The 13,289-nt window shown below is 68.7% G+C and carries 10 protein-coding genes; 2 read left to right on the top strand and 8 right to left on the bottom strand.

The genetic code is table 11. The annotated features are described in order from the left end of the window. Nucleotides 1–4 precede the first annotated feature (4 nt). On the top strand, nucleotides 5–1,189 hold the full coding sequence (locus BLU81_RS45735; protein WP_157752073.1) for an arginine deiminase family protein: 1,185 nt from the start codon (nucleotides 5–7) through the stop codon (nucleotides 1,187–1,189). Between the two features lie 6 nt (nucleotides 1,190–1,195). On the opposite strand, the gene BLU81_RS45730 is transcribed toward BLU81_RS45735, so the two are convergent. From BLU81_RS45730 to BLU81_RS45695, 8 genes are all read right to left on the bottom strand, one after another. Continuing rightward, nucleotides 1,196–1,912 carry an HAD family hydrolase gene (locus tag BLU81_RS45730; RefSeq protein ID WP_157752072.1) on the bottom strand — a complete coding sequence of 239 codons (717 nt, stop codon included), beginning with the start codon at nucleotides 1,910–1,912 and terminating at the stop codon, nucleotides 1,196–1,198. A 41-nt stretch (nucleotides 1,913–1,953) separates the two neighbouring features. Continuing rightward, complete coding sequence (locus BLU81_RS45725) at nucleotides 1,954–3,291, bottom strand: condensation domain-containing protein (protein WP_157752071.1); 1,338 nt, start codon at nucleotides 3,289–3,291, stop codon at nucleotides 1,954–1,956. 93 nt (nucleotides 3,292–3,384) lie between these two features. Next, nucleotides 3,385–4,179, bottom strand: a complete 795-nt coding sequence (locus tag BLU81_RS45720) for an HAD family hydrolase (protein WP_092555801.1) — start codon at nucleotides 4,177–4,179, stop codon at nucleotides 3,385–3,387. Between the two features lie 60 nt (nucleotides 4,180–4,239). Then, nucleotides 4,240–5,682: a class I adenylate-forming enzyme family protein gene (locus BLU81_RS45715; protein WP_092555799.1), complete on the bottom strand. Its 1,443-nt coding sequence runs from the start codon at nucleotides 5,680–5,682 to the stop codon at nucleotides 4,240–4,242. Next, nucleotides 5,679–6,203 (bottom strand): phosphopantetheine-binding protein, encoded by a 525-nt coding sequence (locus tag BLU81_RS45710; protein ID WP_092555797.1) that lies wholly within the window; start codon nucleotides 6,201–6,203, stop codon nucleotides 5,679–5,681. The genes BLU81_RS45715 and BLU81_RS45710 overlap by 4 nt, the downstream gene beginning before the upstream one ends. A gap of 131 nt (nucleotides 6,204–6,334) precedes the next feature. Further along, nucleotides 6,335–7,720 carry a hypothetical protein gene (locus tag BLU81_RS45705; RefSeq protein ID WP_092555795.1) on the bottom strand — a complete coding sequence of 462 codons (1,386 nt, stop codon included), beginning with the start codon at nucleotides 7,718–7,720 and terminating at the stop codon, nucleotides 6,335–6,337. Between the two features lie 114 nt (nucleotides 7,721–7,834). Continuing rightward, nucleotides 7,835–9,037, bottom strand: coding sequence for a condensation domain-containing protein (locus BLU81_RS45700; RefSeq protein ID WP_092555793.1), 1,203 nt, complete (start codon nucleotides 9,035–9,037; stop codon nucleotides 7,835–7,837). Between the two features lie 48 nt (nucleotides 9,038–9,085). Then, nucleotides 9,086–10,354 carry an MFS transporter gene (locus BLU81_RS45695; RefSeq protein WP_157752070.1) on the bottom strand — a complete coding sequence of 423 codons (1,269 nt, stop codon included), beginning with the start codon at nucleotides 10,352–10,354 and terminating at the stop codon, nucleotides 9,086–9,088. Between the two features lie 745 nt (nucleotides 10,355–11,099). Here BLU81_RS45695 and BLU81_RS45690 point away from each other — a divergent pair. After that, nucleotides 11,100–13,205 carry a HelD family protein gene (locus tag BLU81_RS45690; RefSeq protein ID WP_092555789.1) on the top strand — a complete coding sequence of 702 codons (2,106 nt, stop codon included), beginning with the start codon at nucleotides 11,100–11,102 and terminating at the stop codon, nucleotides 13,203–13,205. Nucleotides 13,206–13,289: the final 84 nt, after the last annotated feature.

The following is a 13,289-nucleotide window of genomic DNA, read 5'->3' as shown; positions in this document are numbered from 1 at the left end:
GAACATGTCCGTGACCACGTCCCCGACCGATGCCGGCCTCGCCGGCAGTTCCGGCCCGGAAGTGCCCACAGTGGTCAGCTCGTGGAACGAGTGGGACCCGCTCGAGGAGGTCGTGGTCGGCCGGGCCGACGGCGCCTGCTTCGACCCGGCCGAGCCCGGCTACCGGCCGCAGATCCGCGGCCCGCGGGCTCCGGGAGAGACGTTTCCGGTCGGCCCGAAGAGCGCCGAGACGATCCGCCGGGCCAATGAGGAACTCGACAACCTGTCCGCGCTGCTGGCCGATCGTGGAATCGTGGTACGGCGCCCGGACGTGGTGAACTTCGACCATCCGCTGCGCACGCCCGAGTTCGACGTGCCCACCCAGTACTGTTCGGTCTGCCCGCGCGACGTCGTTATCACCCTGGGCCGGCAGGTCCTGGAGGCGACGATGTCGCGCCGGGCCCGGTACTTCGAATACCTGCCGTATCGCCGGCTCATCCGCGACTACTGGAACCGCGACCCCCGCATGATCTGGACGGCGGCCCCGAAACCCTCGATGGCCGACGACATGTACCGCGAGGAATTCTGGGAGCTGACGCAGGAGGAGCGGTTCGCCCGGATGCACGAGTTCGAGTTCTGCGTCGGCCAGGAGGAGCCGGTCTTCGACGCCGCCGACATGACCAGGATGGGCCGGGACGTCTTCGTCCAGGAGTCGATGACGACCAACCGGCCGGGCATCGCGTGGCTGCGCCGGGAGCTGGAGCCGCGAGGCCTCCGCGTCCATCCGGTGCACTTCCCGCTGGACTTCTTTCCGTCGCACATCGACTGCACCTTCGTACCGTTGCGCCCCGGGCTGGTCCTGACCAACCCGGACCGGCCGATCAAGGACGAGGACGCGACCTTCTTCACGAAGAACGACTGGCGGTTCCTGGACGCGCCGGAGGCCAGCTCCACCAACGACGAGATGCCGAAGTACTGCCAGTCGTCGAGGTGGCTGTCGATGAACGTGCTGAGCATCAGCCCGGACACCATCATCTGCGAGGATTCGGAGGTCGGCGTTCACCGGCTGTTGCGGGCCGAGGGCTTCGAGGTGATCACGGTGCCGTTCCGCAACGTCTACGAGTTCGGCGGATCGCTGCATTGCGCGACATGGGACGTGCGCCGCACCGGCGAATGTGCCGACTACTTCCCGCATTTCGGCCCGGGATGAGCCCGGTCAGGCGGCGCGGCCCGGCCCGCTCCGCCTGACCGGTACCAGCCCGGCCAACTCGGCCCAGCCGGAGATCACCAGGTCGGCTGGGCCGAGCAGGTCCGGCGCGTGGGTGGTAGCCAGAGCCACGCAGCGCATGCCGGCCGCCCGGGCGGCGGCGACACCGTTCGGCGCGTCCTCGAACACGACACACTTGGCGGGCGGCACCCCCAGCACGGCGGCGGCGTGCCGGAACAGGTCAGGTGCCGGCTTGGACGGCAGACCAAGCGCATCGGCCTGATAGACGCGGCCGCCGAAGAGGCTGGAGATGCCCGCGGGCTTCTCGACGATCTCGAAGAGTTCCGGCGTCATGCCGGTGGCCACACAGGTGCCGATCCACTCGGGGACCGCGGCGTGGAAGGCCTGGAACCCGGCGACGAACGGCGCACCCGCGGCCAGTTCGGCCTGGATCATGCTGAACCGCTCGGCGACGACGGCGGCCAGTGGAGCGTCGACCCCGTGGAAGTCGAGCAGGATGCGGGTCGCCGAGGCGGCCGACCGGCCGGTGAGGAGATGCTTGACGCCGTCCCGATCGTAACGGCGGCCGTGTCGCGCCAGCATCTTCTCTTGAGCGGCGTCCCAGGCCCCTTCGGTGTCGAGAATCGTGCCTTCGAGGTCATAGATAAACGCTCGAACGTCGTTTGCCTCCAGCATCTCGGCGAAGACCGGGCTATATCTCGTCATATGCGAAATAGTACCATTGATAGTATCTCCGTCCGGACCGGTCAGACGGCCTGATTCCGCAGAACGTCGATGGTGCCACGGAGGACCGCCGCGGTGTCCTCCCTCGAAAGAATGTTGGTCCGGACCGTCAGTGACGTCTTTCCCGCGAAATCACTGAACGAAGGGCCCACCCAGAGACCGAGTCGCGGTGGCTTTCCGTCGATGACCGTTCGTACGCGCGGACCGCCTATGCGATCGTCCGCCCCGTGCGCCGGCCTGGCCGTGCCGTGCAATCTGTCATTTCGATGGAACGGCCCGCGGGCATCGTTGAATTCAAAGCGAACATCTTGGGCTCCGTGCAGCGCAGCGCTGACACCTGCCCGGCGAAGCGCGACCGGGTCGACGCCGGCCCTCGAGTACGCGGAAAGCGCGGACTGAAACGTCTTTTGGAGCACGCAGGGAAAACTGTCTCCGTCGGCATAGGCCATGATCGCCTCGTTCTTCAGCCTCGTCACAGACGATTTGCGCGATGCGTCGCCGCGATCGGCATAGCTCAAGGTGATGCCGATTTTCTTCTGGTTCAGGAGGCGTGAAACGGTATGGCCGAAGGCCGCCAGCAGCACCGACGAAGGACTTGTCGAATATCTTGCGGCGATCCGCTCGCATAGGCCGGTGATGGCAGAACCCTCGCAGCGAGCCTCGTATCCGTGGGTGGGAGACAACCTCGGCCGAGACGGGATCGAGGCAGCAAGAAGCTGTTCCAGTACCTGCTCCCGGAACGCCATGGCCGCGATGTGCCGAGCCTGTCCGGCGGCTCCGTCCTCCCACGCCACCTGATCGAGCTGATGGAAATCAGGGGAATGCGCCTCCTCCTTTCCCCCGATCTCCTGCATGATGTTTCTCGCCAGGTTCGAAAACCCCCAGCCATCCACCACCATCCTGGACGCGCTGATGACGATGCTCTCGCAGACGTCCTGGCTGTTCGCCATGCCGATCCGAACGAGGTGCGGGTCGCGGACATCGATCAAGTTTCCACAGAGTTCGTTCCTGAGGGCCTCGGTGCTGCCGCCGGAACAAGTCTCGCTGACCACGACCGGAAACGTAGTCACCGAGTTCACCTTCTGGTTCGGCCGCTCCGCCAGCAGGTCATGCACGGTCGTTCGGAAGCATTCATGCCTGTTCACGATGCGCCGGAGTGTCTCGATGACATCGGCTGCCGGCGAACGCCAGCGCCCCCGCAGATTGAGCGTGGCGTGCAGGTCGAATTTCGCTCGTACCTCGGGGGGTAGATCGACTTCTTCGAGGTATCCCTCGGTGATTCCCAGTTGAGCCCAGGAGAACGGCCCGGAGCGGCTCGCGTTGTCCTCCAGCGGAAGCCGCACTGTCTCAAGTGGTCCCACGTCCGGATCCCTTCGCATGTCGTCGAGGTGTTCGAAACCGCTGCGCGACGCGCAGCCCTGCGGTGTCCATCCGCCGAGGCGGCTACGGTGACGTCAGCCGCCGGCCTCGCACTCCAGCAGGACTGCCACACCGTCGTCCGCACAGGACGGGATGACGATGTCGGCCGCTGCGACGACCTCTGATGCGGCGTCCCCGGTCGCCGCGCCGAGGTTGGCCCACCGAAGCATGCCGATGTCGTTCCAGCTGTCGCCGACCGCGATCGTGGCCGCGGCCGGAATGCCCAACCGGGCTCTCAGGAACTCCAGCGTGCTGGCCTTGGAGACGCCGGCCGCGGTGAGGTCCGCCCAGGTGTAGCCGTCGCGGGAGTAGACGACCGGCGTAAACAGCCGGGGCTCCTCGAGCCGCCGCCGCAGATCCGCGACATCGGCGTGGGCGGTGCGCAGATACAGACGGGGAGCGGCCACCTCGCACACCACCTCCCAGCCCGCGGTCTGCTGCGTCCCGGCGAACTCGCCCGCAGGCAGTTCCTCCGTGCCTAGGTAGATCCCGGACTGCTGCTCAGCCACCAGCAGCAAGTCGGGCAGGTCAACGGTCAGCCCCGCCAGGGCCCGCCCGTCGATCAGCCGTCGGTAGGCCGGCTTCTCCTCGCCGGGCCCGTACAAGAGGGCACCGTCAGCGCAGACCGCCCAGCAGTCACCCAGGTCGGCGCACTGGCCCGCCACGGTTCTGGTCGTGGCCCACGGCCTGCCGGTGGCGAGAACCAGCGTCCATCCGCGACCGCGGGCCATGCGCAGCGCACGGCCCACACGGTCCGACACGCGCCCCTGCCGGTTGAGGAGGGTGCCGTCCAGGTCGAGTGCGACGAGCCTAGGGTCTGGCTCGGACATGATCCACCGTTTCGTCGGGTGACACCGTCACGGTCATCGCCGGGCCGGCGGCGCTGCCGGTCACCGCCGCGGGGCCGGATCACGCCGGCCGGCATCGTCATGGTCCCGGTACTTGAACCGCTGCACCTTGCCGGCCGGCGACCGCTCGATGGCCGGTACGAACTCGACGTGCACCGGAACCTTGTGGGCCGACAGCGACGCCCGGCAGTGTGCCTGAATGTCGGGGATCCCCGGAGCAGGCCCGGCATTGTCGGCAACGATCACCGCGGCCGGCACCATGCCGAGAAGGCTGTCGGCCCGGCCCACCACGACGGTGTCCGTCACCCGTGGATGCCGCAGCAGCACCGCCTCGATCTCCCGGGTGCTGACGTTGGCGCCACCGACGATGATCACGTCATCTACCCGATCGGTCAGGTAGAGGTAGCCGTCCGCATCCACATTGCCGAGGTCTCCCACGCTGCAGAAGCCGCCGGGCAGCGTCCGCACATGGCGCAGTTGAGCCGGCTGCAGGCGCTGGGTGGCAGCCGACCGCAGATAGATCTCGCCTACCTGACCCGGCGGCAGGCGGCGGCCACGCTGATCGACCACCCGCACCTGGGTCATGAACGGCCGGCCTACCGTGCCCGGATGCGCCAGCCACTGCTCGCCGCTGCAGAACACGGCGCCGACCATCTGGGTGGACCCGTACAGCTCGTACACGCGCTCCGGGCCGATCCGGTCCATCCAGACTGCCTTGACCTTCTCCGGGCAGGGCGCGGCCGTGTGCATCATCCCGTCGAGGCGTGCCACCAGGGCGGTGAACGCCGGCTCGTGCGCGGCGATCATGCTCATCTGGTGCGGCGTGGTCTGGAACCACGTCGGTGGATACCGGCGAGCCGCATCGAGCACCGCCGGAAGGCTCCACCGCTGCAGGACGACGACGTGGTTGCCCCCCGCCAGACCGGCCAGCGCCGACGTGAAGGGCGCGGTATGCGACAGCGGTCCCATCACCAGCTGGGTGCCTTCGGGCTTCCACCTCATCTGGCTGAGCAGCATCTGCTGACTGGCCACCAGGTCCCGTGGGAGCCCACGTACCGGCGTCAGGGTCGGCAGGCCCGTCGTGCCACCGGACGGAAAGAACCATGCGAGGTCCGGCTCCGAGCCGTCCGCCGTCTCGGCTCCGCCGTCGAACGCGCCGCCGGTCGCGTGCAGTTTGCCGAGCAGTGCGGCTCGCTCGTTCTCCGGAATTCCGTGCGGCACCACCAGCGGAGACCGGCCGACTGCCCAGGCGGCGACGACGGACGCCAGGAACTCCGGCCCGTTGGGCTCTTCCACGAGGACGGCGTCGCGGGCACCCACCCGGACGCCGGTGGACCGAGCGGCGCGAAAGTCCACCAGATCGACGAAGTCGCGCCAGGTCAGCGTCCGCCACTGTCCCGTCTGGCCACGCACGGAGACGGCCGGTGACGTCGGTGCTGTGGCTGCCCGATCCCGCAGCGTCCGCCACACCGTCGAGCGGATCACGGGCGCGTCTCCGCGATCACCCCGGCGGGTGTGATGCCCCGGGCCAGCGCTCGGATGGTGCCGGCGACGTACAGGTCCGGAGCGGAGACCGGGGCACCGATCCGCTCCTCCGCCTGGTTGGCGATGAGCACGGCCGAGAACGAGTCCCCGCCCAGGTCCACGAAGTCGTCCTCGACACCGACGCGGGGCACGTCCAACACGGTTTGCCAGCACTCGGCCAGCGCCGTCTCGACCGGGCCGTCCGGCGTGACGTATCGGTAGGCGCCCTGTTCCAGAGCATCGGCCAGCCACGCCGCGTCCGGGGCGCCGTCGGCGTCACGGACGATCTCCTCCACGACGACCACCAGGCCGGGGCAGGAGGCCCCCGCCTGGTTCAGGTGCAGCCGGAGTTGCAGGCCGCTCAAGAAGTCCGGCGTCGCCGCCAGCAGCAGGGTCTCCCCCGTGTCGGGAAGGGTCCAGACGAGAGCCTCGCTGACACATTCGTGCGCCAGGACGGCCTGCTCGATGGTTGTCGTGTCCATGTCTCTCCCAGGTTCTGCGGGGAAGCTGTCGGGTGATCACCTCCGTTCACACCGGAGGCGGCGCGCCCGCTCCTCGTCCCGTCCTTGAAACGTGCAGCGCGCGAACGGCGGGCTGAGGGTTAGTGGCGACGTCAGGTCAGGGCATCCTGGTCCGCCCTCGCGAACAGCGACCAGCCGAGCTCCCGACCGAGGTCCGCGACCCCCGCGCCGACCGCGCCGTCCGGGCCGGCGGGCAGCGACGAGGCGACGGTGACGCCGTCCGGGAAGATCTGGTACCGGACGCCCGCACTCGTGCGGCGGCACGTGCCCGCCGGCGTCGCACCGCACAGGCCGGCCAGCGGGGTGGGCCAGCCGTCCAACTCGGCAGGCAGCCGCAGGGAGTGCGACGGCCGCGCCGCGACGAGCTCGCGTATCTCGCGCGTCAGGGACTTTGCGTCGAGCCCGGCCAGCGGGTCACCGGCGAGCTGCAGGGATCGCGAGAACAGATAGATCGGGAAGCCGGGTACGGCCGCCCGCAGGCCCAGCCCCGACGCCAGCCGCGGATTAACCTCGGTGGCGCGGAAGCCCTCGTCGCCGAGGATGCCGTCGAGGCTGAAGAAGCCACGGTAGTCCGCCGCGGAGCGCAGTTCCTCGCCCAGCAGCCGGGCGGCGCGGCGTATCTCGGCGGCGGCGCCGGGCGCCGGGCGCCAGCGGTTGGACGAGCCGGCGAAGACCAGGCGCCCGGATCCCGCCACCCGGAGCGTCACGATCTCCATCGGATCGCAGACGCCTATCCCGCCGGCCGTCACGATGCCGAGCACACTGCACGGTGTGCCCTCATAGAAGGCCGACACCCGTATCCGGCGGGCGTGCGTCGCCGCCCAGGCCAGCACCGCGTCCGGAACGCTGTCGCCCCGGCGGATCCAGCGCAGCCCCTCCGCGTCGCCGCGGTAGTCGGAGGACGAGTCGAGTGCCACGAGCGCGCCGTGGGCGGAGGAGAGCCCTCGGACGGTAGCGGCGATCCGCGGATCATCGCTGGCGAGGACCGTCGACGGCGGAACCGGGATACCGATGCGCCGGAAGACGTCGTCGGTCACCGTCTTGTCCTCGTACGCCGCCCACCGTGGTCTCCGCCCGCCCACCACGGTGCGGCCGCCCACAGCCGTGACCTCGAGGAAGTTCGTGCCGATGCATTGCGCTTCACCGTCCGGGTCGACCGCCAGCAGCCAGTCCGTGGCCGCCCGCGGAAGGTCACGAAGCTGTGCCGCGAAGCCCGCGCGGGACAGCCCGCGCGTGCCCGGCTCGGCCAGGACGTGGACGGGAGTCGTGCCGGCGGGCCGCGGCCCGCCGTTGGCCGCCAGGATGCCGAGCACCACGCCGCCGGCGGCGGCTATCTCGTTGACGAGCGAGTCGGCCGCGGAGCCGAGTGACTCGGTCAGCACGACGTATCGGCCACGCCACGCGGAACGGACGAGGTCGGTGAGGCCGACGAGGCCGGCCGGGGGCTGGCGCGACGCCGGCTCATGGCGGGTCACCACGGGAGCGAACCTTCCTGATGGAAGGCGTCTTCGGCCACGCGGGGAGCGCCTGCGTCATGGGACGTGCCATCGGTCGTCATCGTTCTGAGAAGGTCCTTTCGGTGAACCGGAAGATCAGCCGCCCTGGATCACCCGGGCGAGGTCGTCCACGAAGGCCACGATGTCCGCCCGGTCGAAGCGGGTCGGATGGAAGGAACATGAGAGCTCCAGGGAGTTGAGGCGCTGTACGAAGGCGATGTGGAGGCCTTCCTCGGTGATCGGGGCGGGGATGGTCACCGGGGTGGCCGGCAGGCCGAGGACGGTCATGCGTTCCGCCAGGCGCCGAGCGTTGAGGGTCACGACCACCGGCCGGTACGGCGTTCCACTCGCCCCTGCGGCGCGCCGGACGAGCGAGTACGGAGTGAACCGGTGCTCACCGAGGTCGTCCCAGACCCGGGTGGTGGTCTGAATCGCTCGGGTCAACGACGTGGGTACGGTCGGCAGCCGCACGGTGACGTCGTGGGCGAAGGCACCGATGGTCGTCTCGAAGCCAGCCGGCCTGCCGTGGAAGGCTATCCGGACCACAGCCTCGTCATCCTCGGAGACATTCGCCATCACGATGGTCAGGGCGGACATCGTGAGCGCGAAGAGCGAGAGGCGCAGCGATCGGCTGAGGGCCACCGCGCTCTGCAGCCGCCGGCCCGTCAGGATGTGCTTCACGTTGTCGGATGGGCCGAGCAGGGGCTCTTCGAGTCGCCGGGCGATCCGGAGCCTGGTGTGCTGGTTGTGAGCCAGGCCGTCGAGATGGCGGCGCCAGAAGGCCAGACCGGCTCCCGGATCGTCGAAGCGGTCACGCTGCCACTGAACGAATTCTCGATACGATCGGCCGGGTGGCGCGGCGCCGGGATTGCGCAGGTGCTCCCAGAACGCGCGCCCGGACATGCCGTCGAAGATGATGTGGTGAAACGCGAAGCCGAGAATCCGCCGCCCATGCGGCAGGTCGAGGACCCGGGCCGTCCACAGCGGCTCGTCATGTCGCCGGACCTCCTCGGCTTGCTCCTGGAGCAGCGCCAGTGCCTCGTCCTCGGTGACGAAGCCGCACTCTTGCGGTGCGACGACCGGACGGTCGGCGACGTGCAGGCAGTCGCCGGTGAAGGAGGTCCTCAGTAGCGGCTGGCTCGCCGCGACGGCATCAAGAACGGCCCGCAGGTTCTCCGTCGGGACGCCTTCGACGGCGACCGCAGTGGCCACGTTGGCCGGTCCGGCGCCGTCCTCGGCGAAGCGGTGCGCAAAGCTGCCCTGGGTGTGACTGACCGGCCACATCCCGTTAGCAGACATGCCTTGCCCCTCTCGTACTCCAGCGACGTCGACGCTGACAGGTCACACTCAGCTAGCCGTAGGTGCCTCCAGCAGCACCTTCGGAGGAAGCATCGGCCGAACGCGCAGCAACATCGGTGCGACGAGAAGCACGGCAGCCGTGACGGACAGCCACAGCACGGCATTCCCCACCGCCAGGAGGGTGGTGTAGACCAGCGGGCCGGCCACCTCCGCCACGCCCCAGGCCGTCTGGAACACGGCGCTGTACCTGCCCTTCTGCCCCTCCGGAGCGGCCTCGTTGGCAGCCGACAACATCAGCGGGGTCGCCGTCGCCTCAGCGACGCCGCCGATGACGACCACCAGAGCGACGACCGGCACGATCAGGATCGCGCCGAAGAGGTCACCAGGCACCAGGAGCAGGAGCGAGACCGCGTAGAGCCCGACGGAGACGAACAGCATCCGCGAGCGTGGCAGTCGTCGCGACACCTTCAGCACCGGCCGCTGAGCCACGGCGATCGCCACGTTGCCGATCACGATCGAGGCCGCGGGCAACCAGGCCGGCCCATGAAGCACATCGATGATCACCAGCGGCAGGATCATGACGTACGACGACGCCGCCAGGACGAAGAGGATCTGGATCAGGCAGAGCTGGAGATAGGGCCGGTTCCGCCAGACCGAGCCCACGCTGGTGAGACCGTCGATCGTGCTCGCCACGGCGGGCCGATCCAGCAGGCGACTGCCGAGGGCGATGACGAGCAGCACGCCGGTTATGGCGAACGACGCGGAGTTGAGCCAGGCGATGAGGCGCAGACCGCTCACGGAGTCGGCGAGGAGACCGGCGATGCCGGCGCCGACGCCGAGGCCCATGATGCCGAGGACGCCGGCGAATCCGAGGATGTTGTCGACGTTGCGGCCCCGGAAGATGCTGGAGATCATCGGGGTGTTGGCCGTCCACAACATGCGCTCGCCGCACGCGGTGACGGCCACGACCACCGTGATCTGCCAGGGTGACTCGACGAACGGATATGCCGCGAAGGCGAGCACACGGACGACGTGGCTGGAGATGGCGACGAGACCGGCGCCGTACCTGTCGGCGACATGCCCGGAGGCGAAGCCGGCCATGAGGCCGACGAACGCCCCGATGGTCATCGCAAGGCCGGTGTCACCGAGATCCATTCCCTGGGAACGCGTGAAAAAGATGATGGCGAAAGGCATCCACATGCCACTGCCGAGGGAATCGATGACGACGGAGAGGAGAAATATGTTGCGCTTCGCAACGGAGAGACCGGGACGATCCTTCGTCTGTGACACTTCCTCTTGCAACAAATCCCCCGTCACAGGTCCACCCGCAGCGATATCCCCGGAAACAATCACAGCGCCATCAATCAACGTTGATCTCTAGCCGCAGCTTACTGTAATGCCAGCCCGTCTCGTGGTCAACCTGGTTACCCGCCGTCACCGAACGGCGAAAGGGCGCCGTACACCCACGCTGGCCTGCTGAAACTATATGCGGTTGCGCTATGGCCTCGGCACATAGGCGCGCTTGACCAGCGAAAACGTCGATCGGTCCACGAAAGTGCGGCGCGCCGATAGACGGCCGAATTTGTGCTGCTCAGGGGCTTGTAGCGCGGTCCGGCGATGCCGATGACGGCGAGGCGTTCGTCGCGGTGCGGGCATCCTGAACGCCGTCGAATGGCGCGCAGGGCGGGCCGGGAATGCGGCGACATTGTTCGGAACATGGTTACCCGGGATGGCCACCCGGAAAAGCCTTCCAAAAAGGAAGGCTGCGCAGCAGTGCCCTGACCATGGCTGACGCGTCGGCGCATTCTTCGCCACGGACGCCGGATACGATTATGGAGAACCAAAGAGACCGACAATCGCCGTCGACGGCGATGCGTACACTGGCCGCAAATCAGCGCCGGCCCCATCATCCTTTCGTGACCGCGCAGCGGCTTCGGCAGTCTGGCGACGCAGCTCGCCCCCGGACAACCGACGATCGTGGGCGCCGGCTCGCTGCCGCAGCTTGTGATCCTTGCTTGCCGCTTGCCGTGTTATCCGGAGAAAGTCGAGGCTGACCATCACCATGTCCGACGCCGCCACTCGCCCAGCCGAGGACGACATCGACTCGGAGCGTGCGTTCCTGTCCGCGGCCCGTGCCGCCCTGCGACGCATGCATCGGAGCGTGGTCGAAACCGAGACCCCGCAGATCTCCTCGGAGGACTCTGACGAGATCTGGCAGAACACGGTCTACCGGCTGGCGCGCGAGCGCCGCGCCGAGGCGCTCGTCGACCTTCCCGACGTCCCGCTGTTCTTCGGCCGCCTCGACTACCGGAGTGGGACGGTGTACGAGCGGGACGCCGGCGTCCCGCCCACCGACGCGGATCGCGTCTACATCGGACGACGCCACGTGCGTGACGCCGACAGCCGGCCGATGGTCATCGACTGGCGAGCGGCCGTCTCCGCCCCGTTCTACCGGGCGACCCGCGACGACCCGCAGGGCGTGCGACTGCGCCGCCGCTACGGATTCTCCGACACGGCGGAACTGACCGCCTATGAAGACGAGCCGCTGACCGGCGCCGCCACCGGCGCCGACTCGGCCAGCGCCCTGCTCGTGGCGGAGATCGAGCGCCCCCGCGTCGGGCCGATGCGCGACATCGTCGCCACCATCCAACCCGAGCAGGACCACCTCGTCCGTGCCCCGCTGCACCCCACCGTCTGCATCCAGGGCGCTCCCGGAACCGGAAAGACCGCCGTCGGCCTGCACCGTCTCGCCTACCTGCTCTACACCTCACCCGACCGGCTCGCCGGCGGCGTCGCCGTCATCGGCCCCAACCGCTCCTTCCTCACCTACATCCGGCACGTACTACCCGCTCTCGGCGAGGTCGACGTCGCACAGACCACCGTCGAGGACCTCATCGGCCGTGCCGACTCCGGCCAGGCCGAGGCTCCGGAGGTCCAGCGCGTCAAAGGGAGCGCCCGGATGGCCGCCGTCCTACACCGGGCGCTGTGGGCGCACGTCACCACCGGCGATGACAACGAACTCGTCTACGCCGAAGGCTCCTACCGGTACCGCGTGACCACCTCCCGCGTCAGCGAAACCATCCAGACGCTGCGCGGCGCCACCCGCTACCATGTCGGCCGCACCGCACTCGCCCAGCGCCTGGCCCACCTCGTCCTCGTCCAGATGGAACGGCGCGGAGCTACACCCGACGACCGCGATCAGAACGCCGTCGCGCGCTCCAAACCCGTCAAACAGATCGTCGACCGGGCCTGGCCGAGGCTGACCCCCGAGCGGGTCCTGCACCGGCTGCTGTCGGACGCCGCATTCCTCGCCCAGGCCGCTGACGGGCTACTAACCTCCGACGAGCAGGCCCTGGTGCTGTGGTCCAAGCCGTACCGCTCGCCGAAGTCGGCGAAATGGACCACCGCCGACGCCGCCCTGCTCGACGAACTCGCCGACCTGATCGAACGAACCCCGTCCATCAACCACATCGTCGTCGACGAGGCCCAGGACATCAGCCCCATGCAGTGCCGCGCTCTCGCCCGCCGCTGCACCAACGGCTCGTTCACCGTCCTCGGTGACCTCGCTCAGGGCACCAGCCCCTGGGCTGTCGACGACTGGCGCACGCTGCTGGAACACCTGGACCAACCCGACGCTCACATCGTCGTACTCGATCGCGGTTTCCGGGTGCCCGCCCAGATCCTCGACTACGCGGCCCGCCTGCTGCCGTACATCGCACCCGGCCTTGACAACCCCACCTCGATACGCAGCAACCCCGGAGCCCTGACCATCGCTGAAATCAGCCACGAACACCTGCCGGAATCCCTCGTCCTGACCGTCCGGAAGAAGCTCAAAGGCGACGGGTCGCTCGGCCTGATCGCCGCCGACTCCGACATCGGCGGCATCTACCAGCGGCTACTGGCCGAAGGACTCGAGGCCGCGCTGCTCGGCACCACCGCCGACGCGTTGGAGACCTCCCGACTGGTGTGCGTCCCGGCCAGCCTCGCCAAGGGCCTGGAGTTCGACGCCATCGTGGTCATCGAACCGGCCCGCATCGTCGATGCCGGGCCGCGCGGCCTGCAACGCCTGTACGTCGCTCTCACCCGCGCCGTCACCAGTCTGCACATCGTCCACGCTGAGCCGCTTCCCGCACCGCTGTGGGGGGCGCCAGGCTGGGTGGCACGGTGACGGCGAAAGGGGTCCCTGCCGTCCGTAGCGGAGCCGTTGCGTTGAGGGATCGGGCGCTGCTGTACCGGCTCGGCTGGGTGGTCG

It is taken from the genome of Actinoplanes derwentensis (assembly GCF_900104725.1).
GTDB lineage: Bacteria > Actinomycetota > Actinomycetes > Mycobacteriales > Micromonosporaceae > Actinoplanes > Actinoplanes derwentensis.
The sequence above is the reverse complement of the archived record's forward strand: the minus strand, read 5'-3'. Positions and strand labels throughout refer to the sequence as shown.

Bases quoted from the DNA above. Each gene is read 5' to 3' on its own strand.
- BLU81_RS45690 (WP_092555789.1), top strand. From the start codon at position 11,100: ATGTCCGACGCCGCCACTCGCCCAGCCGAGGACGACATCGACTCGGAG.
- BLU81_RS45735 (WP_157752073.1), top strand. From the start codon at position 5: ATGTCCGTGACCACGTCCCCGACCGATGCCGGCCTCGCCGGCAGTTCC.
- BLU81_RS45730 (WP_157752072.1), bottom strand. From the start codon at position 1,912: ATGACGAGATATAGCCCGGTCTTCGCCGAGATGCTGGAGGCAAACGAC.
- BLU81_RS45720 (WP_092555801.1), bottom strand. From the start codon at position 4,179: ATGTCCGAGCCAGACCCTAGGCTCGTCGCACTCGACCTGGACGGCACC.
- BLU81_RS45700 (WP_092555793.1), bottom strand. From the start codon at position 9,037: ATGTCTGCTAACGGGATGTGGCCGGTCAGTCACACCCAGGGCAGCTTT.
- BLU81_RS45710 (WP_092555797.1), bottom strand. From the start codon at position 6,203: ATGGACACGACAACCATCGAGCAGGCCGTCCTGGCGCACGAATGTGTC.